Below are 23,586 nucleotides of genomic sequence, written 5' to 3'. Positions count from 1 at the left end.
GAGCGGAGCTGGACCGCGGGTCTTCCCGCCCCACGAACGCCGAAATTTAGGTAAGCCTAACCTAGGAAACGGTCGGAAGAGGCGCATTGGCCGGATCGGCCGACGCCACACACCGGCAGGTCAGAGCCCCCGCTCTCAGCGCACGGCATTGGCGCGGGTTGTCAGAGGAGGCCGGCGGAGAGGCCGTCCGGGGTACCGAAGCGGTGGGCGGTGATGCTGACCGCCTGCTCGCGCAGGAACGGCAGCAACTCCAGCCGCCCGGACTCGGTCACCGGCCGCGCGTGGACGGCGATCTCCAGGCGGTCACCGACCGCGGCCGTCAGCGCGCCGGCGTCCCCGCCGATCAGCCGAACCCGCAGCCCGGCCCGGCTCGCCGGGCGTCGGGCCAGGTCAGCGAGCCACTCGTCGTCGGACTCGCGGCTGTTACCGACCGCCAGCCCGGCGAGCTCCGCGCGTAGCCACCGCGGGAGCTCGACCGCGGAGCTCACCCGCAACGGCGAGCCGGCCAGCAGCCCGGCCGCGACCACACGGACGAGCTGGTGGATCCCGCCGCCCGCGAAGCGGATCTCGACCGGAACGGGCTGGTAGCGCAGCATGTTGCGCTCGGCGGACAGCCCGGCGAGCTCGCGGGCGGCGCCGTACCCGCCGGCCCAGGCGGCCGCGTCGCTGCGCAGCGCCCGTTCCAGCCCAGCGAGATCCGCGACCGCACCAGCCCCGCCACCACCGGACGCGCCACCAGCCACGCCACCAGCCGCGGCACCGTCAGTGGAAGCGCCATCAGCGGAGCCACGGTCACTGGGCTCGCCGTCGGCGGCAGCGGCGGCGGCGGCGAGCAGGCGGCGGGCGGCCGGTCCGAGCTCGGCCGTCGCGGAGCTGGGTCTGCTGGTCCAGCCGGCGAGGGCGTAGAGGTAGGTCGGGCCGCCCGTCTTGGTTCCCGGGCCCACCGCCGAGCGCTTCCAGCCGCCGAACGGCTGGCGGCCCACGATCGCGCCGGTGATGCCGCGGTTCACGTAGAGGTTGCCCGCCTGGACGTGGCGCAGCCAGTAGTCGAGCTCCACCGCGTCGAGCGAGTACAGGCCCGCGGTGAGGCCGAAGTCGACCTCGTTCTGGATCTCCACGGCCTCGGCGAGATCGGCCGCCGGCATGATCCCCAGGACCGGGCCGAAGTACTCCGTCCGGTGGAACTCCGACCCGCGGGACACCCCTGCGCGCACTCCGGGCGACCACAGCCGGCCCTGTTCGTCGAGGCGCCGCGGCTCGACGAGCCAGCGCTCGCCCGGGCCGAGCTCGGTCAGCGCGCGCAGCAGCTTGCCCGAAGCCGGTTCGATGAGCGGCCCGAGCTGGGTCCGCGGCTCGGTCGACTCCCCCACGACCAGCGAGCGGACCGCGTCGACGAGTTGGTCGCGCAGCCGGCGGGACGCCGCCGCGGAGCCGACGAGGATGAGCAGCGACGCCGCCGAGCACTTCTGGCCGGCGTGGCCGAACGCGGAGGCAACGACGTCGCGCACGGCCAGGTCTGGGTCGGCGCTCGGCGTCACCACGATCGCGTTCTTGCCGCTCGTCTCCGCGAGCAGCGGCAGGTCGCGGCGGAACGACCGGAACAGCTCCGCCGTCTCGAACGCGCCGGTGAGGATGACCCGATCGACGCGAGGGTCACCGACCAGCGCCCGGCCGAGATCGCCCTCGTCCACGTTGACGAGCTGGAGGACCTCGCGGGGGATGCCGGCGTCCCACAGCGCCCTTACCAGGACGGCGCCGCAGCGGCGGGCCTGACCAGCGGGTTTGATCACCACCGGCGAGCCGGCGGCGAGGGCGGCGAGAGTGGACCCGGCGGGGATCGCGACCGGGAAGTTCCACGGCGGCGTGACCACGGTGAGGCGCACCGGCGCGAGCAGCGCCCCGTCGACGTCGTCGAGCCCGGCACCCCGCTCGGCGTAGTAGCGGGCGAAGTCGACGGCCTCCGAGACCTCCGGATCGGCCTGGTCGAAGGTCTTCGCGGTCTCGGTGGCCATGACCTCGACCAGCTCGCCGCGCCGCTGTTCGAGCACCTCGGCGGCCCGGCGTAGAACGGCCGCGCGGCCCGCCCCACCCAGCGCCGCCCAACCCGGGCCAGCGGCGACCGCGCGTGCCAGCACCGCGTCCAGCTCGTCCGCCGAGCGGATCGTGGTGGCCGCGACGAGGTCGACGCCCAGCGTGGACGCCGGCACCCGGGCCAGGACGCGCCGTGCCCACGTCCGGTTGGCTGCCAGGGAGGGGTCGGTGTCCGGAGCGTTCCGGAAGCCTCCTGTGCCATCAGGCCCGGCCGGCCCCGCTGCGCCGATGGGAGGCGCGGCGCGCAGGCGGTTCTGGGTGCGGCGCGGGGACGGGACGGTGTCGTCGACGTCGGCCAGCGAGGCGCGGAACCGCTTCTCCTCACGAGCGAACAGCGTCTCGTCGGTGGCGAGGTCGAACACGGCCGACATGAAGTTCTCCCGGCTCGCGCCCTCCTCGAGCCGGCGGACCAGGTAGGCGATGGCGACGTCGAACTCCGCCGGCCGCACCACCGGGGTGTAGAGGAGCAGGCCGCCCACCTCCCGCGCGACGACCCGGGCCTGCGCCTGCGCCATCCCGAGCAGCATCTCGAAGCGGAGGCCGCCGCGGGCGCCGCGGCGGCCGGCGAGGAGCCACGCGAAGGCCAGGTCGAACAGGTTGTGGCCGGCGACCCCGACGCGCACGTTGGCGACCCGGTCGGGATGCAGGGCGTAGTCCAGCAGCCGTTTGTAGTTGGCGTCGGTGTCCTGCTTGGTGTCGTACGGCGCCGGCGGCCAGCCGCGCAGGGACGCCTCGGCCCGTTCCATCGGCAGGTTCGCGCCTTTCACCAGCCGTACGGTGACCGGGGCGCCGCCGGCCGCCCGCCGGGACGCGCTCCACTCCTGCAGGCGGGTAAGGGCGCCGAGCGCGTCGGGCAGGTAGGCCTGCAGGACGATCCCGGCCGCCAGGCGCCGCAGGGCCGGCCGGTCGAGCAGCGTGGTGAACACCTCGATCGTCAGGTCCAGGTCGCGGTACTCCTCCATGTCCAACGTGACGAACGTGGCCGGCCGCGACTCCGCCGGCCGCGCTGTCGTGGCCTGCTCGAACAGCGGTGTCAGCGTCTCCACGACATGCGCCACGGTCTCCTCGAAGGCCCAGGGGGCGTGCGGCGCGACGCTCGCCGACACCTTGATCGACACGTGGTCGACGTCGTCCCGGGCGAGCAGCGCCGTCGTGCCCGCCAGCCGGCGCGCGGCCTCCCGCTCACCGAGGACGGCCTCCCCCAGCAGGTTCATGTTCAGCTGGACGCCGGGCCGGCGCAGCCGCTCGATGGCCCGCCCGAGCCCGCGGTCGGTGGCATCGACGACGAGGTGGCCGACCATCCGGCGCAGCACCCGCCGGGCGGCCGGGACGACGACCCACGGCACCACGGGCCCGGCCACTCCCCCTGCCCGCACCGCACCACGCAGGTACCAGGGCAGGAAGGCGGGCACGGACGGCGCGAGCCGGGCCAGGTTGCGCGCCGCTACCCGCGGGTCCTCCGGACGGATCACCCCGTCGACGAAGCGCACGGTGAACGCCAGCCCGCCCGGCTCCCGCAGGACGGCGGCCAGCCGGGCGGCGGCCGGGTCCACCGGCTCGGACGCCGCCTCGGCGACCCAGCGGCGGACCAGCGCGACAGCCTCGTCGCCCAGGTCGGACAGGTCGTGCGGGCTGCTGCTCACTGCCGCGGTCATCGCCGTCCTCGGGTCGGTGTGGCTGTCTTTCACAGTGTGGCCGCGAGCACCGACAACACGGCCCCACCGGCGGGGTACACACCGGTCGTACCCGCGGCGCGCGGTCCGTCCACGTCCGCCCCCCACCGGGCGGCCACGGGTCTGCCGGGATACCCGGCGCGGCACGGGAAAGCTTCATAGGATCTTGGCTGCGGCGCCGCGTTCCGGTCACCGGCCGGGTGAGGGATGGAGGCGCCGCGAGGTGTCGCACGGAGGCGTTCACCCATGTCCGTCGAGCTGAACCACACGATCGTCCACGCCCGGAACGACGAGGAGTCCGCCCGGTTCCTGGCCCACATCCTGGGTCTCGAGGTCGGGCCGCGGACGGGCCGGTTCCTGCCGGTCGTCACGGCCAACGGCGTGGCCCTCGACTTCGCCGCCACCGCGGCGGAGTCCATCGCCACGCAGCACTACGCGTTCCTGGTGTCGGACGAGGAGTTCGACGCGGCGTTCGCCCGGATCAGGCAGGCCGGCATCACCTTCTACGCCGATCCCCAGGGGCGACAGAAGGGCGAGATCAACCACAACCACGGCGGGCGCGGCCTGTACTTCCTCGACCCGTCCGGGCACTGGATGGAGATCCTCACCCGCCCCTACGGGAACAACGGGTAGCGACCGGAGGACGGGGGCGGGAGATGACCGACAACGCCGGTGTGACCCCCGGCGCTCATGGAACCTGCTCCTGCGGCGGCGCGGCCGGCGTCGCCACCAGCGGCGCCGCGCGACGGTCCGCGGGCCGGCGCTGGCTGTGGATCGTCGCCGGGCTGGCCGCGGCCGGCGCGGCGGCGGCCGCGGTCGGGATCTGGCATCTCCCCCCGCGGATGTACCCGGACCCGGGCGACACCGACGCGCGGGCGGCCCTGCAGGGCGGCCTGCTGACCGCGGCCTCGGCCCTCATCGCCGTGGCCGGCGCCCTGGTCGCCCTGGACGAGACCCGGGCGGCCAACACCGAGACCCGGCGGGCGAACGAGGCGGCCGACGAACGCGAGCGGCAGGCCTACGCGAACACCCACGTCCGCGAGCTCTACACCCGGGCGATCGACCAGCTCGGCTCGGACAGCGACACGATCCGCCTGGGCGGCATCTACGCCCTCGAACGGATCGTCGCCGACAGCCCCGCCGACCGGCGGGCCGTCGTCGAGGTCCTCGCCGCCTTCGTCCGCACCCTCAGCACCGATCCCCGGCGCGCCCCGGCACCCGCCGCACCCGCCGCGCCGTCCGCCAGGCCCGGGCGGCGCGGGCCGTCCCGGCCGCCCGCCGTCGACATCCGCGCCGCCGTCGGCGTCCTCGCCCGGCTCCCGCACCCCGCGGACCTCACCGGCGCCGACCTGACCGGGCTCACCGGGCTCACCGGCCTCACCAGCCACGCAGATCTTCCCGGTGCGCCCAGCCTCGCCCACCTGACGCTCACCAACGCCACCCTGGCCGACGCCCGGCTGGCCGGGGTCGACTTCACCGGCGGCAGCCTGGACGACGCCGATCTCGCCCGCGCCGACCTGCGCCGGGCGAACCTCACCGACGCCGAGCTTGTCGACGCGGACCTCACCGGCGCCCGGCTCGCCGACGCGACCCTTGCCGGCGCCCTGCTCTTCCGGGCGACCCTCACCGGCGCCCAGCTGGGCCGGGCCGATCTCACCGGCGCCCAGCTCGGCGGCGCCGACCTCACGAACGCCGTCCTGGACGAGGCGATCCTCGCCGACGCCGTCCTCTCCGGGGCGAACCTCACCAACGCCCGGCTGGACGGCGCCGACCTCACCGCGGCCACCGGCCTGGCCCAGAAGCAGGTGGACTCCGCGCGCGGCGACCGGCGGACCCACCTGCCGGCGGGCCTGGCCCGGCCGGCGTCGTGGGACACCGCGGAAGGGCCGGCCGGGCAGTAGAACCGGGCCCGGCCGGGGGACGTCCGCCGCTGCGGCGGGCGCGGTGGATGTGCGCGCCGCGGGGATCGAGTCGATCCTGACGGTGGAGGTGACGGCGCATGACGGCCGGCGGTCTGTCGATCCTGGGGACGCCGGTGGACGTCCCGGAACCGGACACGGCAGTGGTGCACCTGCTCGGCGTGCTGCGCAACCAGCTGGGGATGGATCTCAGCTGGCTGTGCCGCTTCGACGGCGACCGGCTGGTCCTGCAGGCCCATAACGGCGACGGCGCCTCCTACGGCGTCGGCCCGGGCACGACCGTGCTCGGCTCGCCCGAGGAGCGGGAGCGCACGCTCTACTGGCGGGTGCTGACCGGCCGGCTGCCGCCGATCATTCCCGACACGCTGGAGGACCCCCGGACGGCGGGTCTACCCACCATCACTGAGCTCGGTGTCCGCGCCTACGCGGCGACGCCCGTCCGCGACGGCGACCGCGTCTACGGGGTCGTCGGCTGTATCGGGCGCGTTCCCCGGCCGGACCTGGATTCACGGCACGTCCAGATCCTGATGTTGATCGCGGACCTGCTCAGCGTGTCGGTCCGGGATCTGCACCGGATGTGGGAGCACTCCAGCCGGACCTGGCGGGCCGTCCGGGAGGTCCTCGACAGCGGCGGGCCGCGTCTGGTGTTCCAGCCGGTCGTCGACCTGCGCACCGGGTCGGCCGTGGCGGCCGAGGCCCTCGCCCGGTTTCCCGGCCCGCCGGCCGATCCCCAACAGTGGTTCGCGCGGGCCGCCGGCGTCGGGCTCGGCGTCGAGCTGGAGCTCTCCGCCGTCCGGCGGGCGCTGGGCGTGCTGCCCGCCATCCCGGCCAACGCCCGCCTGGCGGTCAACGCCTCCCCGACCGCGCTCACCTGTGGTCTGCTCGGTGTCCTCCCGAACATCGACCTGACCCGGCTCGTCGTCGAGATCACCGAGCAGGAACGCAGCCTGGACGACCCGGCCGTGCTGCGCGCGGCCCGGGAGCTGCGCGCCCGCGGGACCCGGATCGCCGTCGACGACGTCGGCGCCGGCTACGCCGGGCTCGCCCGGCTCGTGCAGCTGCGCCCCGACGTAATCAAAATGGACCGGTGCCTGATCCACGGCATCGACACCGATCCCGTCCGCCGCGCGACCGCCATCGCGCTGGTCTACCTCGCCGGGAAGATCGGCAGCCGGATCATCGCCGAGGGCATCGAGACCGCCGCCGAGCTCACCGCGGTGCGCGACACCGGGATCGGCTACGGCCAGGGGAACCATCTCGGCGCCCCGGACCCGATGCTGCCCGTCTTCCACCGGCCCCGGTGGCCGGGCGGCCCGGGACCACCCGACCACCGCCCGGCCACCGGGGCCCAGGACGTCAGCAGTACTTAGGACCTCAGCATTGCGTGGGATGTCAGCATTGCGCGGGACGTCAGCAGTTGAGCGTTCCGGCACGCAGCGCGTGGCTGGCGTCGTTGGCGTCGTCGGACCACAGGACCGGCTTCAGGCCGGACGCGCAGGTCTCCTGCGGCGCGATGGCGAATCCCTCGTTGTTGTAGTTCGCCATTCCGGTGGGCCGCTCGTAGACGGCCGTGACGGCGAGCTGGCCCTGGGCGTTGACGTCGAGCGTCGCGGTGCGGCCCTGGCAGGTGTCGTCGCAGGCCGCCCACAGGTGGCCGCTGCTGGGCTCGTACTCGAGGTCCATCACGCCCGCAAAGCCGCTCGGCACGGTGGCGATCCGGGTGTAACCGCCACCTGTCTGGTCGAGGGCGTAGGCGTAGATCGTGCCGTTGGCCTCCAGGCCGACGAAGTACAGGCCGCTGCCGTGGCCGGGGTAGGAGGCCGGGTTGTACGCGGCGCTGGTGTGCTCGTCCCGGAAGCCGTGCGCGGTGAGGAACGAGTCGGGGATCCACGCGATGCCCTCGGGGCCGCTGTTGGCCGCCACCGCGGGCAGGTCGGAGGTGAGGTCCCACTCCGCGGTCGCGTTGAGCGCGGTGGCCGTGGAGGACACGTCGAACCGGGCGATCTTCGGCAGGCTGGTGCTGCCGTTGTTGTCGCGTTCGGTGGCGACCATCACGCCGTCGGGGGTGACGACCACGCCTTCCGCGTCGAGGTCGCCGGTCCCGTTGGCGTAGTGCAGCGCCTTCCCGGACGTCCAGCCGCCGGAGGTGTCGGGAATCCACGTCGCGCCGCTGGGCACGAGCCGGTAGAGCGCGCCGGGGCCGTTCTTCACCGCCCAGAGCACGCTGGCGCTCTGAAAGGACAGCCCGCTCAGGTTGGTGCCGAACGCGTTCGCGGCGTCGGCGACGGTGACCGCGGTGCCACCGGGCCACGCCGCGGCCGTACCGCCGCCTGAACAGGAGTTGGCGGCGCCCCGGGTCGACACACTGGTCGTGGTGAACGCGCCGCTGCCGTCCGGGCACCGCCCATAGGTCGTCGTGGCATGCGAGGTCCAGGTGTACGAGTCCACCAGCGTCGTCCCGCCCGGCTGGTACAGCCGCACCGAGTCGGCGCTGCCCAGGCCGAACACCGGATCCACGTCGAGCACCACGCGTCCGCCGGCGGCCACCGAGGTGCCTGAGGCGACCGTGAACACGTGCGAGTTGTTGTTGTCCTTGACCACCCAACCCGAGATGTTCACCGCGGCCGTACCGGTGTTCACCAGCTCCACCCAGTCACCCGGCGAACCGCCGTTCGACTCGATCTCGTTGATCCGCACGTCGGTCGGCCCGGCCATCGCCGTCGGCACGCCGAACAGGGCGAGCGCGACCATGGCCAGGGCGGCGGCGACAGCGAGCCGCCCCCTCCCACGCAAATTCCAACGCAACGCAGTGGCTCCTTCTCCCAGGGTGACCAACGGAGAGCGGCGAAATCGCGCCCCGGCGAAGCCTTCAGCACACGGTCGACCGGAAGCTGAACACCCAACCAACAACACAGGCAACACAGATGGCCACCATCCGTGGGTGGACGTGCCGGCTGAGGCACGTTCCACGTCCGCCGTGAGCGCTGCCGGCGCTGGCGCCCGGATCCGAGCGCCTGGCGGCTCACATGAGGCCCACATCAACGGCATCAAGACTGCGGACGACGCCGGACCGGCCCGCCATCCGGCCACTCCGCCACCCGGCCACTCCGCCATCGCGCAGCTCGCTTCGCCGCCGTCCCGCCGTCCTGTACCGCTTTGCCCCCGCCGTTCTCAGGAGGATGCCCGCCGTGCCGACTTCGGCCGAACCCCGTCCCGGCACGGCGCCCCACCCGCCGCCTCCGGCGCTCCCCCCGACGGATCCGCCGACGCGGCGGCGCGGTCGACCGCCGCGACGGGCCGCCGTGGCCGCCGGCGCCCTGATCGCCGTCGGAGCGGTCGTCGCCGTGCTGGTCACCGCACCGATCGCCGCGCGGGGCGGTTCCGCCCAGGCGCCGTCCGCCGCCTCGGTCCCGAGCACCGGCACGAGTGGCGCGAGCGGCACGCCGGGTGGTTCCGGTGGCGCTCCCTCGGACGGCTCATCGCCCGGCTCGCCGGCGGACGAACGCGGCGTGGTCGCCGTCCGGGGATCGAACCTCGCCGACCCCTACGTGCTCGCCGCCGACGCCACCAGCTACGCCTACGGGACCAACGCGGACGGCGCCAACATCCCCGTGCTCGTCAGCACCGATCCGGAGCTACGAACCTGGACGCGGGCCGGCGACGCGCTGCCGCGGCTGCCCGGCTGGGCGCAGGACACCGGCTTCACCACCTGGGCGCCCGCGGTCGCCAGGGTCGACGACGGGTATGTGCTCTACTACGCCACCCGGGTCGCCGCCACCGGGCACCAGTGTGTCTCGACGGCCCACGCGGCCAGCCCGACCGGCCCGTTCGCCGACACCTCGGCCGCGCCGCTGATCTGCCAGGAGTCCGAGGGCGGCAGCATCGACCCGAGCCCGTACACCGTGGGCGCCGACCGCTACCTCACCTGGAAGAGCGAGGGCATCCTGCCCGGCACCACCCCGGCGATCTGGGCGCAGCGCCTCTCCCCCGACGGGGGCACCCTGCTCGACGCCCCGGTCCGCCTGCTCACGCCCACCCTCGGATGGCAGCACGGCGTTGTCGAAGGCCCGGCGATGCTGGCCCGTGGCGACCACTACGAGCTGCTCTATTCCGCCGGGGACTGGCACAGCCCCGAATACGCGACCGGCTCCGCGGACTGCGCCGGCCCGCTCGGCCCCTGCACGCCACGGCCGGACCCGCTGCTACGCACCGGCACCGCCGGAGTCGGCCCAGGTGGAGCGGAGCCCTTCCGCGCGGCTGACGGAACCTGGTGGCTGGCGTTCCACACCTGGAACCGACGGGAGCCGGCGGACTGGCCGCACGCCGACCGGCAGCTCGTCCTCTCGCCGCTCGCCCCGTCCGGCGCCCTCGCGCTGCCCGGACGGCCCGGCTTCCAGCTCGGCCGCGTCGTCCTGGCCCGCTGACCCTGGCCCGCTGATCGCGGGCCACAGTCGTAGCCGCGCCGCGCGGAAGCCGTGGGCGGACCGTCCCCGGTCTCCGACGGGACGCCGAGCGTTTCGGGCAGACACTCGGCGAAGCCCTCGACGTCGACCAGATGGAGCCCGGGGCGCACCTCCAGGCTTCCGGCGCCACCGATCACGATCAGCCTCGTCTGCGGATGCGACTCCAGCGCGGTCAGCAGTGACCGCGCCGCCGCCGGCAGCACGTCGGCAACGGGCCATCGGACAGGCTCGGGATCGGCCGGGATGCGGGACTGCAGGCGCGTGAAGGCAGCAGGTCGGCGGCAGCCGACTGGATGTTCATCGGCTGCAACGTCATCATGACGTCGGGCGGCGAGTCGACCGCCGGGATCGACAGCCGGCCCGAGGACCCGAGGTGGATCGACAGCACCGTCCCGGTGTCGCAGCACGCCGTCCAGACCGGGTCCCAGTACTCGTTGTGGAAGCTGGGTCCAGGCGACCAGGTCGAGAGCGAGCGCGACGACCTGGCACCAGGCCCTGTTCTGGTCGACGTCGTGCAGCGGCAGCACGGACAGACGGCATGAAAGCCCGAGGCTAGGGAGAGGGGCAGCCAAGGCTCACATCGACCGACGCGCGGACCCTCTCGGCCAGAGCACCGAGACGATCAAGGGTGCGTAGGGTCGTGTTCGCGTCGGTGAGCGGGAGCAGACCGAACAGAATGCGGCGAACGCCGAGCGTGGCGGTCTTTTCGATCGCGGCCTCGTCGGGTTGCAGCAGAGTCGCGACCACCGGCGGTGTCCGCACCTCGGCCGTGGCCGCGACCTCCTGTAGTTCCGCGAGACCTCGTGCCAGCTCGTCGACCGGGACCGCGGGAGCGAGCCACCCGTCACCACCGGCCACGATCCGGTCAAAGGTCGTGGGCCCCCACCCCCCGATCCATACCGGCGGATGAGGGCGCTGCACGGGCTTGGGCCACTGGAAGACCGGATCGAAGTCGACGAAACGCCCATGGAACTCCGCCTGCTCCCGCGTCCACAGTTCTTTGACCGCGGCGAGCCGTTCCCGTAGCAGCGCGACCCTCGTCGCCGGGTCGGTGCCGTGGTTGCGCATCTCCTCGCGCAGCCAGCCGGCACCCACGCCCAGCTCGAAGCGGCCGTCGCTGACCAGGTCGAGACTGGCGGACTCCTTGGCGAGCAGGATCGGGTCGCGTTGCACCAGCAGCGCCACGGCCGTGCCCAGCCGAAGACGAACAGTGGCGGTTGCGGCGGCGGTAAGGCTGACGAACGGGTCGAGATTGCGGTAGTAGTCGCGCGGTATGTCGCCGGATTCGGGATGCGGTGTCTCCCTGCGTACCGGGATGTGGGAGTGCTCGGCGACGAACAACGACTCGAAACCGCGTTCCTCGACCGCCCGCGCCAGCAGGGCCGGCCTGATCTGTTCGTCGGTGACCGCGGTGAAGATGCCCAGGTTCATGCGGGTAACGTAAAGTCTGACATCAGTGTCAGGGTCAACATTCGTCAGGGTCAACATTCGTCAGGGTCAACGTTCGGCAGGCTCAACCCCTGTCAGAGGCGATATGCCTGTCGGAGACGACGTCGCCGTCACGGGCAGGAGGCGGGCTGGATGCTGATCGGGGAGCTGGCCGAACACACCGGCGCGAGCATCCGGTCACTGCGCCACTACGAGAACAACGGTCTGCTCACCGCCGGCCGGGGCTCGAACGGCTACCGGGAGTTCCCCGACTCCGCCGTGCAGACCGTCGCCCGGATCCGCGCGCTGCTCGCCGCGGGGTTGTCGGTCACCACGATCCGCCAGGTGCTGCCCTGTACGGTCGACGCGACACCACGAGTCATCCCGTGTGCCGAGCTCTCCGCCACGCTGCGCGGCGAGCTGTCCCGGGTGGAGGAGCAGATCACCCGGCTGGACCACGCGCGCCAGCTGATCGCGAAGATGCTCGCCGGATGAGGCAGCCGGCACCCATGCGCGCCTCAGCCGAGGTCGGCGAAGAACCATCCGGCCAGGTGGGTGCGCGGGTGGCACAGCCACCTGGCCTTGAGGACGGCCGCCGGGCGAATCCGGGCGGCCACGGGACGGAGTCCGTGACCGGAGCCTGTGACCTGCCCGGTTAGACGGCGATCAGGTCCACGGTGAGCTCGGTGCCGGTGGCGGCGCGGACGTCGTCGACGGTCACGCCGGGCGCGGTCTCGCGCAGAGCCAGGACGCCGCCGGGCACGACGTCGATGACCGCGAGGTCGGTGATGATCCGCTGAGCGCAGGCGCGGCCGGTCAGCGGCAGCGTGCACTCGTCGAGGATCTTGTGACTGCCGTCGCGGGCGACGTGCTCCATCATCACGATCACGTGCCGGGCGCCGTGCACGAGGTCCATCGCGCCGCCCATGCCCTTGACCATCTTGCCGGGGATCATCCAGTTCGCCAGGTCGCCGACCCGGGAGACCTGCATCGCCCCGAGCACCGCGACGTCGACATGACCGCCGCGGATCATCCCGAACGATGTGGCCGAGTCGAAGAAGGCCGCCCCGGGCAGGACGGTGACGGTCTCCTTGCCGGCGTTGATCAGGTCGGGGTCGACGGCGGCGTCCGCCGGGTAGGGGCCGACGCCGAGGATGCCGTTCTCGCTGTGCAGGACCACGGTCACGCCGTCGGGCAGATAGTTCGGAACCAGGGTCGGCAGGCCGATACCGAGGTTCACGTACTGTCCGCTCTCGAGCTCGCGGGCGACCCGGGCCGCGAGCTCGGTACGAGTCAGGGCCATCTCAGCTCACCGTCCGCTTCTCGATCCGCTTCTCCGTGTCGGGCGCGTGCACGACCCGCTGGACGAAGATCCCCGGGGTGTGCACCTGGGCCGGGTCGAGCTCGCCGGGCTCGACCAGTTCCTCGACCTCGGCGATGGTGACCCGCCCGGCCGTCGCGCACAGCGGGTTGAAGTTGGCGGCGCTCGCCCGGTAGACCAGGTTGCCGTGCCGGTCGCCCTTCCAGGCATGGACCAGGGCGAAGTCGCAGACTATGCCGCGTTCGAGGACGTAGGTCCGGTCGTCGAAGATCCGGGTCTCCTTGGGCGGCGAGGCGACCGCGATGCCGCCGGAGCCGTCGTACAGCCACGGCAGGCCGCCCTCGGCCACCTGGGTCCCGACGCCCGCGGGGGTGTAGAAGGCCGGGATGCCGGCGCCGCCGGCGCGCAGCCGCTCGGCCAGGGTGCCCTGCGGAACGAGCTCGACCTCGAGCTCACCGGAGAGGAACTGACGCTCGAACTCCTTGTTCTCCCCGACGTAGGAGCCGGTGGTGCGCCGGATCCGCCCCGCCCGCAGCAGCAGGCCGAGGCCCCAGTCGTCCACGCCGCAGTTGTTGCTGACCGTCTCGAGGTCCTTGGGGCCGGCGGCGAGCAACGCGCGGATGAGGCCACTCGGGATGCCACAGAGCCCGAATCCGCCCACCGCCAGCGAGGCCCCGTCGGGGATGTCCGCCACGGCGAGCTCCGCGCTCGGAACCACCTTGTCCAACCTGTCCACCCCTCACTCCCGCACCGGCGACGGTCTCGTCCGTCCAGCAGGTAACAACAGGTCACAGCGTTCAATCAGTGTGACGGCCCCGCCCGCGACCGCCCTCGAGCCGGGCGGCCACCGGCCGCGCCGGTGGGGCTGGTGGTGGAACCCGCGGTGTCGGATGCGCCACGACACCCGCGAGCGCGGTCAGGGAGACGGCATGCACGCCACCCGACACACGACGGTTCACGTGCACGCAACTGATCACGTTGGCCGACGGTTCACGTTAGCAGAGACTCACTGGGCCGAGGACACGCTCACCCGAACGGGTCCGGAAGATCTTCCCGACTGCCTCCGCGACGCCCACGTACCCGGACTGGCACCTTCCGTCACCGGTCCGCCATCGGTCGGCCATCGCGGCTGTTCGCGGTACGTACCAGACAGGACGGGCGCCGCCGCCCACTGGACTGCGTCCGGGCAGCGAAGGTACGTTAAGGCCCGGTCTCGCGCCGCGTGTGGCCGCGCGCGAACTCCCGGGACCACCCCAGTTCGAGGCGATGCAGTTCGAGGCGACCCGTTCCCGGCGATCCCGCCGAGGCGGTTCGGCTGCGACTGACGCGTCCGAGGTGGCCTGGAGGCGACCGGAGCCCGTGGGATCGATGGCATTCCCACGGTCGGCGGCGCTTGGCGGGGCAGTGTGGTCGACCCGTCACCACGTCGACCGACGGCGTCCCGGTCACGGGTCCGCCGGCCGCTCCGGGGCGCGGCGGCCCACCTCCGTCTCCTCCTGAACATGGTCTGCCCGTCCTCGGGCCGGCCGGTCCCCGGCGCACGAAACCGATATCCGACACGCACGCGATATCCAGCACGCACACGACCAGGCACACGAAACCCGACGGGCCCGTCATGCGCGGAGCCCGTGACTCAGACGACGACGTCGGCGGGACACCCCGCCTCGGCCGGAGAGGGGCGACCGGATGCGACGCACGGTCTACGGTCCCGAGCACGACGCTTTTCGGGCAGCCGTCCGCACCTTCTTCGAAAAGGAGATCGGGGCGCACTACCGCGAGTGGGAGGAAGCCGGCCTACCGCCGCGCGACTTCTACAACAAGGCGGGGGACGTTGGAATCCTCGGGCTCGGGATCCCGGAGGAGTACGGCGGCGGCGGGGCGGACTTCCTGTTCAACGMCGTCGTCACCGAGGAGGCCGCCCGGGGCGGCTACGCGCTGGGCCCCCTGCGCATCCACGCGGACATCTCCGTCCCGTACTTCGTCGACCACGGCAACGAGGAGCAGAAGACTCGGTGGCTGCCGGGCCTGGCCAGCGGCGAGCTGGTCGCCGCGCTGGCGCTGACCGAGCCGGGCGCGGGATCGGACCTGGCCGGTTTCACCACCACCGCGCGCCGCGAGGGTGACCACTACGTGGTGAACGGATCCAAGACGTTCATCACCGGCGGCCTGAACGCCGACCTCTTCCTCACCGCGGTGAAAACCGACCCGACCCAGCGCCACGCCGGCCTGTCGCTGCTGRTGATCCCCGGTGACCTTCCTGGCGTCAGCCGCGGGGCCCCGCTACACAAGATCGGGCTGCACATCCAGGAGGCAGTCGAGATCTTCTTCGACGACGTCCGTGTCCCGGCGGCGAACCTGCTGGGCGAGGAGGGCCAGGGTTTCACCTACCTGACCTCGCACCTCGTGCAGGAGCGGCTCTCCATCGCGATCAACGCCCAGGGCGCGGCCGCGTCGATAGTCGAACAGACCGTCGCCTACGTCAACGGCCGCAAGGTGTTCGGCAAGACGCTCAACACCTTCCAGAACACCAAGTTCGTGCTGGCCGGGTGCGCGACCGAGGTCGAGGCGGGCCAGGCCCTGCTGGACCAGGTGCTCCTCGCGCACGTGGCCGGCGACGCGACGCCGGCCGACGCCGCGATGGTCAAGCTCTTCTGCACGGAGATGCAGGRCCGGGTGATCGACTCCTGCCTGCAGCTCTTCGGCGGCTACGGCTACATCAACGAGTACCCGGTGGCGCGGGCCTGGGCCGACGCCCGGGTCGGGCGGATCTACGGCGGTTCCAGCGAGATCATRAAGACGATCATCGCGAAGTCGCTCGGGCTGTGACGGTGCGCCCGCCGCGCCCCGCGCCCGCCCGCCGCACCCCGGAGGTGACCTGACGTGACCGTCCGTCACGACCACTGGATCGGCGGGAAGGCCGCGGCACCGGCCGGCGGGAGCTACCTGCCCACGCTCGACCCCTCGACCCGCGAGCCCGGTGACGAGATCGCCGCCGGCTCCCCCGTGGACGTCGACCGTGCCGTCACCGACGCAGCGGCGGCCCAGCCACAGTGGGCGCGGCGGTCGGGGGCGGAGCGCGGCGAGCTGCTCCACCGGGTCGCCGACGTCATCGACACGCACGCGGCCGAGCTGATGGAGCTGGAGCGGGTGGCCACCGGCAAGATCGCCACCCAGCTCCGGTTCGAGGTCGAGCAGTCCGCCGCCTACTTCCGGTACTACGCCGGGGTGGTGCGCGCGCACCACGGGCGCACGATCGACCTGGGCGGGGGCAGCCACACCTACACCCGGTTGGAGCCGTACGGGGTCGTCGCGGCGATCACCCCGTGGAACCTGCCGCTGAACCAGGCGTGCCGGGCGCTGGCCCCGGCGCTGGCCGCGGGCAACGCCGTGGTGGTCAAGCCGTCCGAGCTGACGTCGATCTCCACCGTCCGCCTCGCGCGGCTGGCGAGCGAGGCCGGGCTCCCGGACGGCCTGTTCAACGTCGTGACCGGAACCGGGCCCGAAGTCGGGACCCCGCTGGCCGCCGACCCGCGGGTCGGGCGCGTCACCTTCACCGGCTCGGTCGCCACCGGGCGGCACCTGGCCCGGATCGCGGCCGACCGGCTCGTGCCGGCGACCCTCGAGCTCGGCGGCAAGTCTCCCCTGGTGGTCTTCGCGGACGCCGACCTGGACCGGGCGGCCGCCGCCGCGGTCTCGACCGTCGCGACCAACTCCGGGCAGGTGTGCTCGGCGACGACCCGGCTGCTCGTCGAAGCGTCCGTGCACGACGAGCTGGTCACCCGGGTGGTCGCGGCGGTGGAGCGGCTCACCCCGGGCGTGGACTTCGGCCCGATCATCACCGAGGCGCAGTACCGGAAGGTGCTGGACTTCTTCGCACGGACGCTGGCGTCCGGGCTGCGGCCGGCCACCGGGGGCACCGCCTACGCCGACGGCCCGGGCGCGAAGGGCCTGTACATCCGGCCCACCGTCTACGCCAGGGTGGCGCCGCACCTGCCGGTGGCCCGCGAGGAGGTCTTCGGCCCGGTCCTGGTGACACTGCCGTTCGAGGGCGAGGACGAGGCCCTCGCGCTCGCCAACGACAGCGAGTACGGCCTCGTCGGCAGCGTCTGGAGCGGGGACGTCGCGCGCGGCCTGCGGCTGGCGGAGCGGATCGAGGCCGGCCAGGTTGCCGTGAACGGCGGCCCGCTCACGGTCGAGACGCCGTTCGGGGGCTACAAGGCCAGCGGTTACGGCCGGGAGAAGGGCATCGAGGCCCTGCACGAGTACGCCCGGGTGAAGACCGTCAGCCTGTCGCTCTACTGAGGATCGGGAGGACCCATGGAACAGACCGAGCAGCTACGCGCCGCCTACGCCATGCGCCGAGCCATGCTGGGCGACGCCTACGTCGACCGCGCGACCGGCGACACCGACGAAACCAGCCAGCAGTTCCAGGACCACATCACGTCGATGGCGTGGGGCGTCTGGACCAGGGAGGGCGTGCTGTCCACCCGGGACCGCAGCCTGCTGGTCATGGCGATGACCGCGGCGCTGGGCCGGATGGAGGAGTTCCGCCTGCACGCGAGCTCGTCGTCGCGCACCGGGGTCAGCGACGCGGAGATCGACGAGCTGCTGTTCCAGGTGGCGGCGTACTGCGGCGCGCCGGCCGCGATCTCGGCCCGGCGGGCGGTCAAGGCCGTGCGGGCGGAACGCGACGACGCATGACGGCCCCCAGTGTCGGCTTCGTCGGCCTCGGGAACATGGGCGGGGCGCTCGCGGCCAACGTCGCGCAGTTCGGCCTCGACCTTGTCGTCCACGACGCAGCGGGCCCCGAGCGCGCCCCGGAGGGAACCACCCATCTCGACGACCTGGCAGCCGTCGCCCGGCACGCCGAGGTGGTCGTGCTCAGCCTGCCCGACGGCGTGATCTCGGAGAAGGTGGCCCGCGGGCTTGCCGAGACGGCCGACCGCAGGCTCACCCACGTCGTCGACACCTCGACGATCGGGGTGAGCGCGGCCCAGCGCGTCACCGACCTGCTGGCCGCCAGCGGCATCGGTTACGTGGACGCGCCGGTCTCCGGCGGTGTCACGGGCGCCCGTGCCCGCACCCTGACGGTGATGTACGCGGGCACGGACGACGCCTGCGCCCGGGTGGAGCCCGTGCTGGCCGCGCTGAGCGACCGTCGGCGCCGGGTCGGTGACCGGCCCGGCCTCGCCCAGGCCCTCAAGCTGGCCAACAACTTCCTGGCCGCCGTCGCGCTCGCCGCGACCAGCGAGGCGGTCGCGTTCGGCACCTCGGCCGGCCTCGACATGGGCACGATGCTCGATGTGCTGAACACGGCGAGCGGGCAGAACAACGCCACCGCCGAGAAGTTCCCCCGGCAGGTGCTCACCGAGCGCTACTCGGCCGGCTTCGCGAACTCGCTGATGGCGAAGGACCTGCGCCTCTATCTCCAGGAGGTGCGCGAGCTGGACGGGCCGACGTCGCTGGGCACGGTCACGTCGTCGGTGTGGGAGGAGTTCGCCGCGGCCGAGCCGGGCGTCGACTTCACCCGGATCTACCCGTTCGTCCAGGGCTCCTGAACCTGTTCGTCCGGGACTTCTGAGCCGCCGCTCACCCTCGACCCAGCACCTGCCCCGCGCCTGTGTCGCGACCGCACCCCGCGGCCGCGGCGCGGGCGCGTTGCTGTCACGCCCGAAGGCCGCCGTTCGGGGCAGGATGTGGCATCCTCCTCTCCAAGTGAGGAAGTCGACTTCTCGGCTCCAGAGAACTGCCGGTCGGCGGGAGGTGCGCCCCTGCGTCCCGCCTTGGGCACCCGTTGTCACGATTGCGCTCGGTGACGTTGACGCGGAAGCCTCTCCATGGAAATCTAATTATCGACATGGAGAACGCAGTTCTCACAGGGACGAGGAGAGACCGGACGATCATGCGTGTCACCACCCCGTCGACGCCCCGACCCGGCCGGCCAGCCGGGCCGAGGGACGGGACGGTGCCGCGCGCGTCCGGTCCGGCCACCCGCGGACCTGCTGGAACGCCTCGACGGACGCCGAGTGACGGATCCGGCCGAGTAACGGTCCGGCTGAGTGACGGTCCGGTCGGCACCGTCGGCGACTGTTGCGCGCCTGCCATCGCGCGCAACATCATCGCCCGCACCACCATCGGCATGGCGCTCGCAAACGAGAGGTAGACCTGTGCCCCACTTCAGCAAGCCCCCGGCGGGGAGCTGGACCGAGAACTATCCCGAGCTCGGCACCGCGCCCGTCGACTACAACGACTCGATCGACCCGGCGTTCTACGAGCAGGAGCGCGAGGCGATCTTCAAGCGCACCTGGCTGAACGTGGGCCGGGTCGAGCGCCTGCCCCGCACCGGCAGCTACTTCACCAAGGAGCTGCCCGCCGCCGGGACGTCGCTGATCATCGTCAAGGGTGGCGACGGCAAGGTGCGCGCGTTCCACAACGTGTGCCGGCACCGCGGCAACAAGCTGGTGTGGAACGACTTCCCGGGTGAGGAGACCGCCGGCAGCTGCCGGCAGTTCATCTGCAAGTACCACGCCTGGCGTTACGACCTCACCGGCGAGCTGACCTTCGTCCAGCAGGAGGGCGAGTTCTTCGACCTGGACAAGAAGCAGTTCGGCMTCAAGGAGGTCGCCTGTGACGTCTGGGAAGGCTTCATCTTCATCAACCTGAACCCGCAGGAGACCCTCACCGAGTACCTCGGTGACATGGTCAAGGGCCTCGAGGGCTACCCGTACTCGGAGCTGACCGAGGTCTACTCCTACAGGGCCGAGGTCGGCGCCAACTGGAAGCTGTTCATCGACGCTTTCGCGGAGTTCTACCACGCGCCCGTCCTGCACCAGAAGCAGGCCGTCAAGGGCGAGTCCGAGAAGCTCATCGGCTACGGGTTCGAGGCGCTGCACTACCAGTTGTTCAGCCCGCACTCGATGGTGTCCTCCTGGGGCGGCATGGCCCCGCCGAAGGACCCGTCGATGGTCAAGCCGATCGAGCGCGTGCTGCGCAGCGGCCTGTTCGGCCCCTGGGACACGCCCGAGATCGACGGCCTTGAGGTCGAGAAGCTCCCGACCGGGATCAACCCCGTGAAGCACAAGTCCTGGGGCACCGACTCGTTCGAGATCTTCCCCAACTTCACRCTGCTGTTCTGGAAGCCGGGCTGGTACCTGACGTACCACTACTGGCCGACCGCGGTGAACAAGCACACGTTCGAGGCGAGCCTCTACTTCGCCCCGCCGAAGAACGCCCGCGAGCGACTGGCCCAGGAGCTGGCGGCGGTGACGTTCAAGGAGTACGCGCTCCAGGACGCCAACACCCTCGAGGCCACCCAGACGATGATCGGTACCCGTACGGTCACCGAGTTCCCCCTGTGCGACCAGGAAATCCTGCTCCGGCACCTGCACAAGACCGTTGCCGACCGCGTGAAGGAGTTCAGCGATGCCGCTGCCGTCTGAGTTCGCCGCCCTCGAGCCGTACCTGGCCTGGGACCTGGCCACCGAGCCCGAGCGCTACGCCCGCCGCCTCGCGTCCACGATGGACGAGATGCAGGAGTTCTACGACGTCGCCTTCCCGCTCCTCGAGGACGCGATCGCCTACTGCGACAAGTTCCCGATCGACGACCTGCCCGAGGACGCCCGCACCCTGATGCACCTGATGCAGTCCCTGGTCATGGTGTCCTTCCCGGTCGAGGTCTGGAAGCAGCCCCGCGTCCCCGACAGCGGCGCGGCCTACCTGGATGTGATCGTCGAGCCCGTCGTCTGACGTGCTCACGATCAGGGCTGCCGGGCTTGTCGACGTCGACCTCGGTGAGGTCGTCAGGCCCGGCATCCTCCAGATCGACGGAGACCGGATCGTCGGTGTCGGTGGCTCGCCGGAGGGCGAGATCATCGACCTCGGCGATCTGGTCCTCCTGCCCGGCCTCATGGACATGGAGGTCAACCTGCTGATGGGCGGCCGCGGCGAGCATGCCGTGACCTCTCCCGTCCGGGACGACCCCCCGCTGCGGATGCTGCGCGCCGTCGGCAACGCCCGCCGGACGTTGCGGGCGGGGTTCACCACCGTCCGCAACCTCGGCCTGTTCTGCAAGACCGGCGGTTACCTGCTGGACGTCGCGCTGATGAAGGCGATCGACGCCGGCTGGGTCGACGGCCCGCGGATCGTGCCGGCCGGGCACGCGATCACCCCGACCGGCGGCCACCTCGACCCGACGATGTTCGGCGCGTTCGCCCCGCACGTCCTCGACCTGACGGTCGAGGAGGGCATCGCCAACGGCGTCGCCGAGGTGCGCAGGGCGGTGCGCTACCAGATCAAGCACGGCGCCCAGCTGATCAAGGTGTGCGCGTCGGGTGGGGTCATGTCGCACACCGGCCTGCCCGGGGCGCAGCACTACTCCGACGAGGAGCTGCGCGCGATCGTCGACGAGGCGCACCGCCACGGCCTGCGGGTCGCCGCGCACACCCACGGCGCCCAGGCGGTGCGCTCGGCCGTCGAGGCGGGTATCGACTGCATCGAGCACGGTTTCCTCATCGACGACGAGGCGATCGAGCTCATGGTCAAGCACGGGACGTTCCTCGTGGCGACCCAGGCCCTGACCGAGGGCATGGACGTCTCCCACGCGCCGCCCGAGCTGAGGGAGAAGGCGGGCCAGATCTTCCCCCGGGCCCGCAACTCGATCCGGGAGGCGATGGCCGCCGGAGTTAAGATCGCTGTCGGTACCGACGCCCCGGCGATCCCGCACGGCAGGAACGCGATCGAGCTGGTGACCCTGGTCGAACGCGGCATGACCCCGCTCGGCGCGATCCGGGCGGCGACCACCACCGGGGCCGAGCTGCTGGCCGTCACGGACCGGGGCCGGCTCGCCGAGGGCCTGCTGGCCGACGTCATCGCCGTCGCCGGAGATCCGCTGCGGGACATCAGCACGCTGCAGAACGTGAAATTCGTGATGAAGGGCGGCAAGACCTTTGTCCACTGACGACGTCGTCGCGATCCAGCAGATGCTGGCCAAGTACGCCGTGACCATCACCCAGGGTGACGTCGAGGGGCTGCTCTCGGTCTTCACTCCGGACGGCACCTACAGCGCCTTCGGTGACGTGTTCACCCTCGACCTGTTCCCGAAGATGGTCGCGGCCGCGCCGAAGGGCCTGTTCCTGACCGGGACGGCGCTCGTCGAGATCGACGGCGACGAGGCGACCGGAACACAGCCGCTGTGCTTCATCGAGCACTCGAAGCACGACATGCGGATCGGGTACTACTCGGACACCTACCGCCGCACGCCGGACGGCTGGCGGCTGCGCACGCGCAAGATGACCTTCATCCGGCGCAGCGGGGCGCACGACTCGGGGCGGCCGCACGCCTACGAACCGACCCCGTGAACATCGCGGAGTTCCGGTCGGACGTGCAGGCCTGGCTGGCCGAGAACGACCTGACCCCGGGGCCCGACCACTCCCTTGACGGGCAGGTGGCCCAGCTCGCGCGGGTGCGCCGAGCTCTGTACGAGGCGGGCTGGATGCGTCACGGCTGGCCCGCCGAGGTCGGCGGCCTCGGCGGCCCGGCGGTGCTGCGCGCCGTGCTCGGCGAGGAGGTCGCGTCCCGGGACCTCGCCGAGCCCGGCATCTACTCGATGATCGAGGTCCTGGCACCGACCATGATCTCGTACGCGCCCCCGGCGCTGGCGGCCGAGATGGTGCCGCTGCTGCTGTCCGGCGCCGAGCAGTGGTGCCAGGGGTTCTCCGAGCCGGGGTCGGGCAGTGACCTGGCGTCGCTGTCCACCCGGGCGGAGCCCCGCGGCGACGACTGGGTGGTCAACGGGCAGAAGGTCTGGACGAGCCTGGCCCAGTACTCCCAGCGCTGCGTGCTGCTCACCCGCACCGCGCCGGGCCACGGCGGGATCACGGCGTTCTTCGTCGACATGGACACCCCCGGCATCACCGTCCGCCCGCTGCGCACCATGCACGGCATCGACGAGTTCGCCGAGGTGTTCTTCGACGACGTCGTCGTCCCCGGCGACCGCATGCTCGGAAAGCCCGGCGACGGCTGGCAGCTCGCGATGGACCTGCTCCCCCACGAGCGCTCCACCTGCTTCTGGCACCGGATCGCGTTCCTCTACGAACGGCTCGAGCGCCTGCTGGACGAGACGACCAGCAGGGACAGCACGGACGACGCGGATCTGGGTGCGGCCTACCTGGCGCTGCACACCATCCGCTGCCGCTCCCACGCCACCCAGCGCCGTCTCGGCGAGGGCGGGCGGATAGGCCCGGAGACGTCGATCGACAAGGTGCTGCTCGCCACCGCCGAGCAACGCCTGTACGACACCGCCCGCGACCTGCTCCCGGGCACCATCGAACTCACCGACACCCGCTGGCGCTCCGAGTACCTCTACTCCCGCGCCGCCACCATCTACGGCGGAACCGCCGAGATCCAGCGGAACATCATCGCCCGCCGACTCCTCGACCTCGGCAAGGAATAACCATGGACGCCGCCGAACGCGAACTCCTCACCGAGACCTTCCGCAAGGCCATGACCGGCACCACCGGCGCCGCCCTCGACACCGCCCTCACCGACCTCGGCTGGCCCGAACTCCTCACCGAGGAACCCGACACCGCCATCCCCGTCGTGTTCACCCTCCTCGGCGAAACCGGCGCACACGCCCCCATCCTCAACGACGTCCTCCTGCACGCCACCGGACAACCCCTCGGTGGCACCCTCCC

General features: G+C 72.2%; 19 protein-coding genes and 2 pseudogenes. 15 read left to right on the top strand and 6 right to left on the bottom strand.

The window, feature by feature from the left end; all coding sequences use genetic code 11:
• Positions 1 to 161: 161 nt before the first annotated feature.
• Positions 162 to 3,746 carry a bifunctional proline dehydrogenase/L-glutamate gamma-semialdehyde dehydrogenase gene (locus BBK14_RS15195; protein ID WP_071063082.1) on the bottom strand — a complete coding sequence of 1,195 codons (3,585 nt, stop codon included), beginning with the start codon at positions 3,744 to 3,746 and terminating at the stop codon, positions 162 to 164.
• Between the two features lie 264 nt (positions 3,747 to 4,010).
• Between BBK14_RS15195 and BBK14_RS15190 the strand changes: the two genes are divergently transcribed.
• The 3 genes from BBK14_RS15190 to BBK14_RS15180 all read left to right on the top strand — a co-directional run bounded on the left by BBK14_RS15190 (position 4,011) and on the right by BBK14_RS15180 (position 7,053).
• Entirely contained in the window at positions 4,011 to 4,397 is a 387-nt protein-coding gene (locus BBK14_RS15190; RefSeq protein ID WP_071063080.1) for a VOC family protein, read from the top strand.
• Between the two features lie 23 nt (positions 4,398 to 4,420).
• Complete coding sequence (locus tag BBK14_RS41310) at positions 4,421 to 5,665, top strand: pentapeptide repeat-containing protein (RefSeq protein ID WP_083390969.1); 1,245 nt, start codon at positions 4,421 to 4,423, stop codon at positions 5,663 to 5,665.
• 98 nt (positions 5,666 to 5,763) lie between these two features.
• Entirely contained in the window at positions 5,764 to 7,053 is a 1,290-nt protein-coding gene (locus BBK14_RS15180) for a sensor domain-containing phosphodiesterase (RefSeq protein WP_071063078.1), read from the top strand.
• Between the two features lie 40 nt (positions 7,054 to 7,093).
• Here the strand turns inward: BBK14_RS15180 and BBK14_RS15175 are convergent, their stop codons facing one another.
• Entirely contained in the window at positions 7,094 to 8,488 is a 1,395-nt protein-coding gene (locus BBK14_RS15175) for a lamin tail domain-containing protein (protein ID WP_198541295.1), read from the bottom strand.
• A 497-nt stretch (positions 8,489 to 8,985) separates the two neighbouring features.
• On the opposite strand from BBK14_RS15175, the gene BBK14_RS15170 reads away from it, so the two are divergent.
• The gene (locus tag BBK14_RS15170; protein ID WP_071063076.1) at positions 8,986 to 10,107 is read left to right on the top strand and encodes a glycoside hydrolase family 43 protein; all 1,122 of its coding nucleotides are present in this window, start codon (positions 8,986 to 8,988) and stop codon (positions 10,105 to 10,107) included.
• 262 nt (positions 10,108 to 10,369) lie between these two features.
• Here the strand turns inward: BBK14_RS15170 and BBK14_RS40120 are convergent.
• A pseudogene (locus tag BBK14_RS40120) lies at positions 10,370 to 10,594 on the bottom strand (amidohydrolase family protein); the annotation flags it as partial.
• A gap of 104 nt (positions 10,595 to 10,698) precedes the next feature.
• Positions 10,699 to 11,577 carry an LLM class F420-dependent oxidoreductase gene (locus BBK14_RS15160; RefSeq protein WP_071063072.1) on the bottom strand — a complete coding sequence of 293 codons (879 nt, stop codon included), beginning with the start codon at positions 11,575 to 11,577 and terminating at the stop codon, positions 10,699 to 10,701.
• Positions 11,578 to 11,727: 150 nt separating this feature from the next.
• Here BBK14_RS15160 and BBK14_RS15155 point away from each other — a divergent pair, with 150 nt between their 5' ends.
• The gene (locus BBK14_RS15155; protein WP_071063070.1) at positions 11,728 to 12,069 is read left to right on the top strand and encodes a MerR family transcriptional regulator; all 342 of its coding nucleotides are present in this window, start codon (positions 11,728 to 11,730) and stop codon (positions 12,067 to 12,069) included.
• Positions 12,070 to 12,229: 160 nt separating this feature from the next.
• On the opposite strand, the gene BBK14_RS15150 is transcribed toward BBK14_RS15155, so the two are convergent.
• Together BBK14_RS15150 and BBK14_RS15145 are read right to left on the bottom strand one after the other, a co-directional pair.
• On the bottom strand, positions 12,230 to 12,877 hold the full coding sequence (locus BBK14_RS15150) for a CoA transferase subunit B (RefSeq protein ID WP_071063068.1): 648 nt from the start codon (positions 12,875 to 12,877) through the stop codon (positions 12,230 to 12,232).
• A 1-nt stretch (position 12,878) separates the two neighbouring features.
• A complete protein-coding gene (locus tag BBK14_RS15145; protein ID WP_071063147.1) occupies positions 12,879 to 13,622 on the bottom strand; it encodes a CoA transferase subunit A in 744 nt (247 codons plus the stop codon).
• A 959-nt stretch (positions 13,623 to 14,581) separates the two neighbouring features.
• Between BBK14_RS15145 and BBK14_RS15140 the strand changes: the two genes are divergently transcribed.
• The 10 genes and pseudogenes from BBK14_RS15140 to BBK14_RS15095 all read left to right on the top strand — a co-directional run.
• Entirely contained in the window at positions 14,582 to 15,721 is a 1,140-nt protein-coding gene (locus tag BBK14_RS15140; RefSeq protein WP_071063066.1) for an acyl-CoA dehydrogenase family protein, read from the top strand.
• Between the two features lie 54 nt (positions 15,722 to 15,775).
• Complete coding sequence (locus tag BBK14_RS15135) at positions 15,776 to 17,197, top strand: aldehyde dehydrogenase family protein (protein WP_071063064.1); 1,422 nt, start codon at positions 15,776 to 15,778, stop codon at positions 17,195 to 17,197.
• 15 nt (positions 17,198 to 17,212) lie between these two features.
• Positions 17,213 to 17,596, top strand: a complete 384-nt coding sequence (locus BBK14_RS15130) for a carboxymuconolactone decarboxylase family protein (RefSeq protein WP_020461804.1) — start codon at positions 17,213 to 17,215, stop codon at positions 17,594 to 17,596.
• A complete protein-coding gene (locus BBK14_RS15125; protein ID WP_071063061.1) occupies positions 17,593 to 18,453 on the top strand; it encodes an NAD(P)-dependent oxidoreductase in 861 nt (286 codons plus the stop codon). The genes BBK14_RS15130 and BBK14_RS15125 overlap by 4 nt, the downstream gene beginning before the upstream one ends.
• 609 nt (positions 18,454 to 19,062) lie before the next feature.
• Positions 19,063 to 20,334, top strand: a complete 1,272-nt coding sequence (locus BBK14_RS15120) for an aromatic ring-hydroxylating oxygenase subunit alpha (RefSeq protein ID WP_071063059.1) — start codon at positions 19,063 to 19,065, stop codon at positions 20,332 to 20,334.
• Positions 20,318 to 20,641 (top strand): hypothetical protein, encoded by a 324-nt coding sequence (locus tag BBK14_RS15115; protein ID WP_020461807.1) that lies wholly within the window; start codon positions 20,318 to 20,320, stop codon positions 20,639 to 20,641. The genes BBK14_RS15120 and BBK14_RS15115 overlap by 17 nt, the downstream gene beginning before the upstream one ends.
• A gap of 1 nt (position 20,642) precedes the next feature.
• Positions 20,643 to 21,851, top strand: a complete 1,209-nt coding sequence (locus BBK14_RS15110; RefSeq protein ID WP_071063057.1) for a metal-dependent hydrolase family protein — start codon at positions 20,643 to 20,645, stop codon at positions 21,849 to 21,851.
• Positions 21,841 to 22,251 (top strand): nuclear transport factor 2 family protein, encoded by a 411-nt coding sequence (locus tag BBK14_RS15105; protein ID WP_071063054.1) that lies wholly within the window; start codon positions 21,841 to 21,843, stop codon positions 22,249 to 22,251. Before BBK14_RS15110 ends, BBK14_RS15105 begins: the two co-directional genes overlap by 11 nt.
• Entirely contained in the window at positions 22,248 to 23,345 is a 1,098-nt protein-coding gene (locus BBK14_RS15100) for an acyl-CoA dehydrogenase family protein (RefSeq protein ID WP_071063052.1), read from the top strand. Before BBK14_RS15105 ends, BBK14_RS15100 begins: the two co-directional genes overlap by 4 nt.
• 2 nt (positions 23,346 to 23,347) lie before the next feature.
• Positions 23,348 to 23,586: pseudogene (locus tag BBK14_RS15095) on the top strand (acyl-CoA dehydrogenase family protein); the annotation flags it as partial.

Source organism: Parafrankia soli (genome assembly GCF_001854695.1).
GTDB lineage: Bacteria > Actinomycetota > Actinomycetes > Frankiales > Frankiaceae > Parafrankia > Parafrankia soli.
This window is presented reverse-complemented; position numbering and strand designations above follow the sequence as displayed.

Bases quoted from the DNA above. Each gene is read 5' to 3' on its own strand.
- BBK14_RS15115 (WP_020461807.1), top strand. From the start codon at position 20,318: ATGCCGCTGCCGTCTGAGTTCGCCGCCCTCGAGCCGTACCTGGCCTGG.
- BBK14_RS15150 (WP_071063068.1), bottom strand. From the start codon at position 12,877: ATGGCCCTGACTCGTACCGAGCTCGCGGCCCGGGTCGCCCGCGAGCTC.
- BBK14_RS15155 (WP_071063070.1), top strand. From the start codon at position 11,728: ATGCTGATCGGGGAGCTGGCCGAACACACCGGCGCGAGCATCCGGTCA.
- BBK14_RS15195 (WP_071063082.1), bottom strand. From the start codon at position 3,746: ATGACCGCGGCAGTGAGCAGCAGCCCGCACGACCTGTCCGACCTGGGC.
- BBK14_RS15125 (WP_071063061.1), top strand. From the start codon at position 17,593: ATGACGGCCCCCAGTGTCGGCTTCGTCGGCCTCGGGAACATGGGCGGG.
- BBK14_RS15160 (WP_071063072.1), bottom strand. From the start codon at position 11,577: ATGAACCTGGGCATCTTCACCGCGGTCACCGACGAACAGATCAGGCCG.
- BBK14_RS15190 (WP_071063080.1), top strand. From the start codon at position 4,011: ATGTCCGTCGAGCTGAACCACACGATCGTCCACGCCCGGAACGACGAG.
- BBK14_RS15130 (WP_020461804.1), top strand. From the start codon at position 17,213: ATGGAACAGACCGAGCAGCTACGCGCCGCCTACGCCATGCGCCGAGCC.
- BBK14_RS41310 (WP_083390969.1), top strand. From the start codon at position 4,421: ATGACCGACAACGCCGGTGTGACCCCCGGCGCTCATGGAACCTGCTCC.
- BBK14_RS15180 (WP_071063078.1), top strand. From the start codon at position 5,764: ATGACGGCCGGCGGTCTGTCGATCCTGGGGACGCCGGTGGACGTCCCG.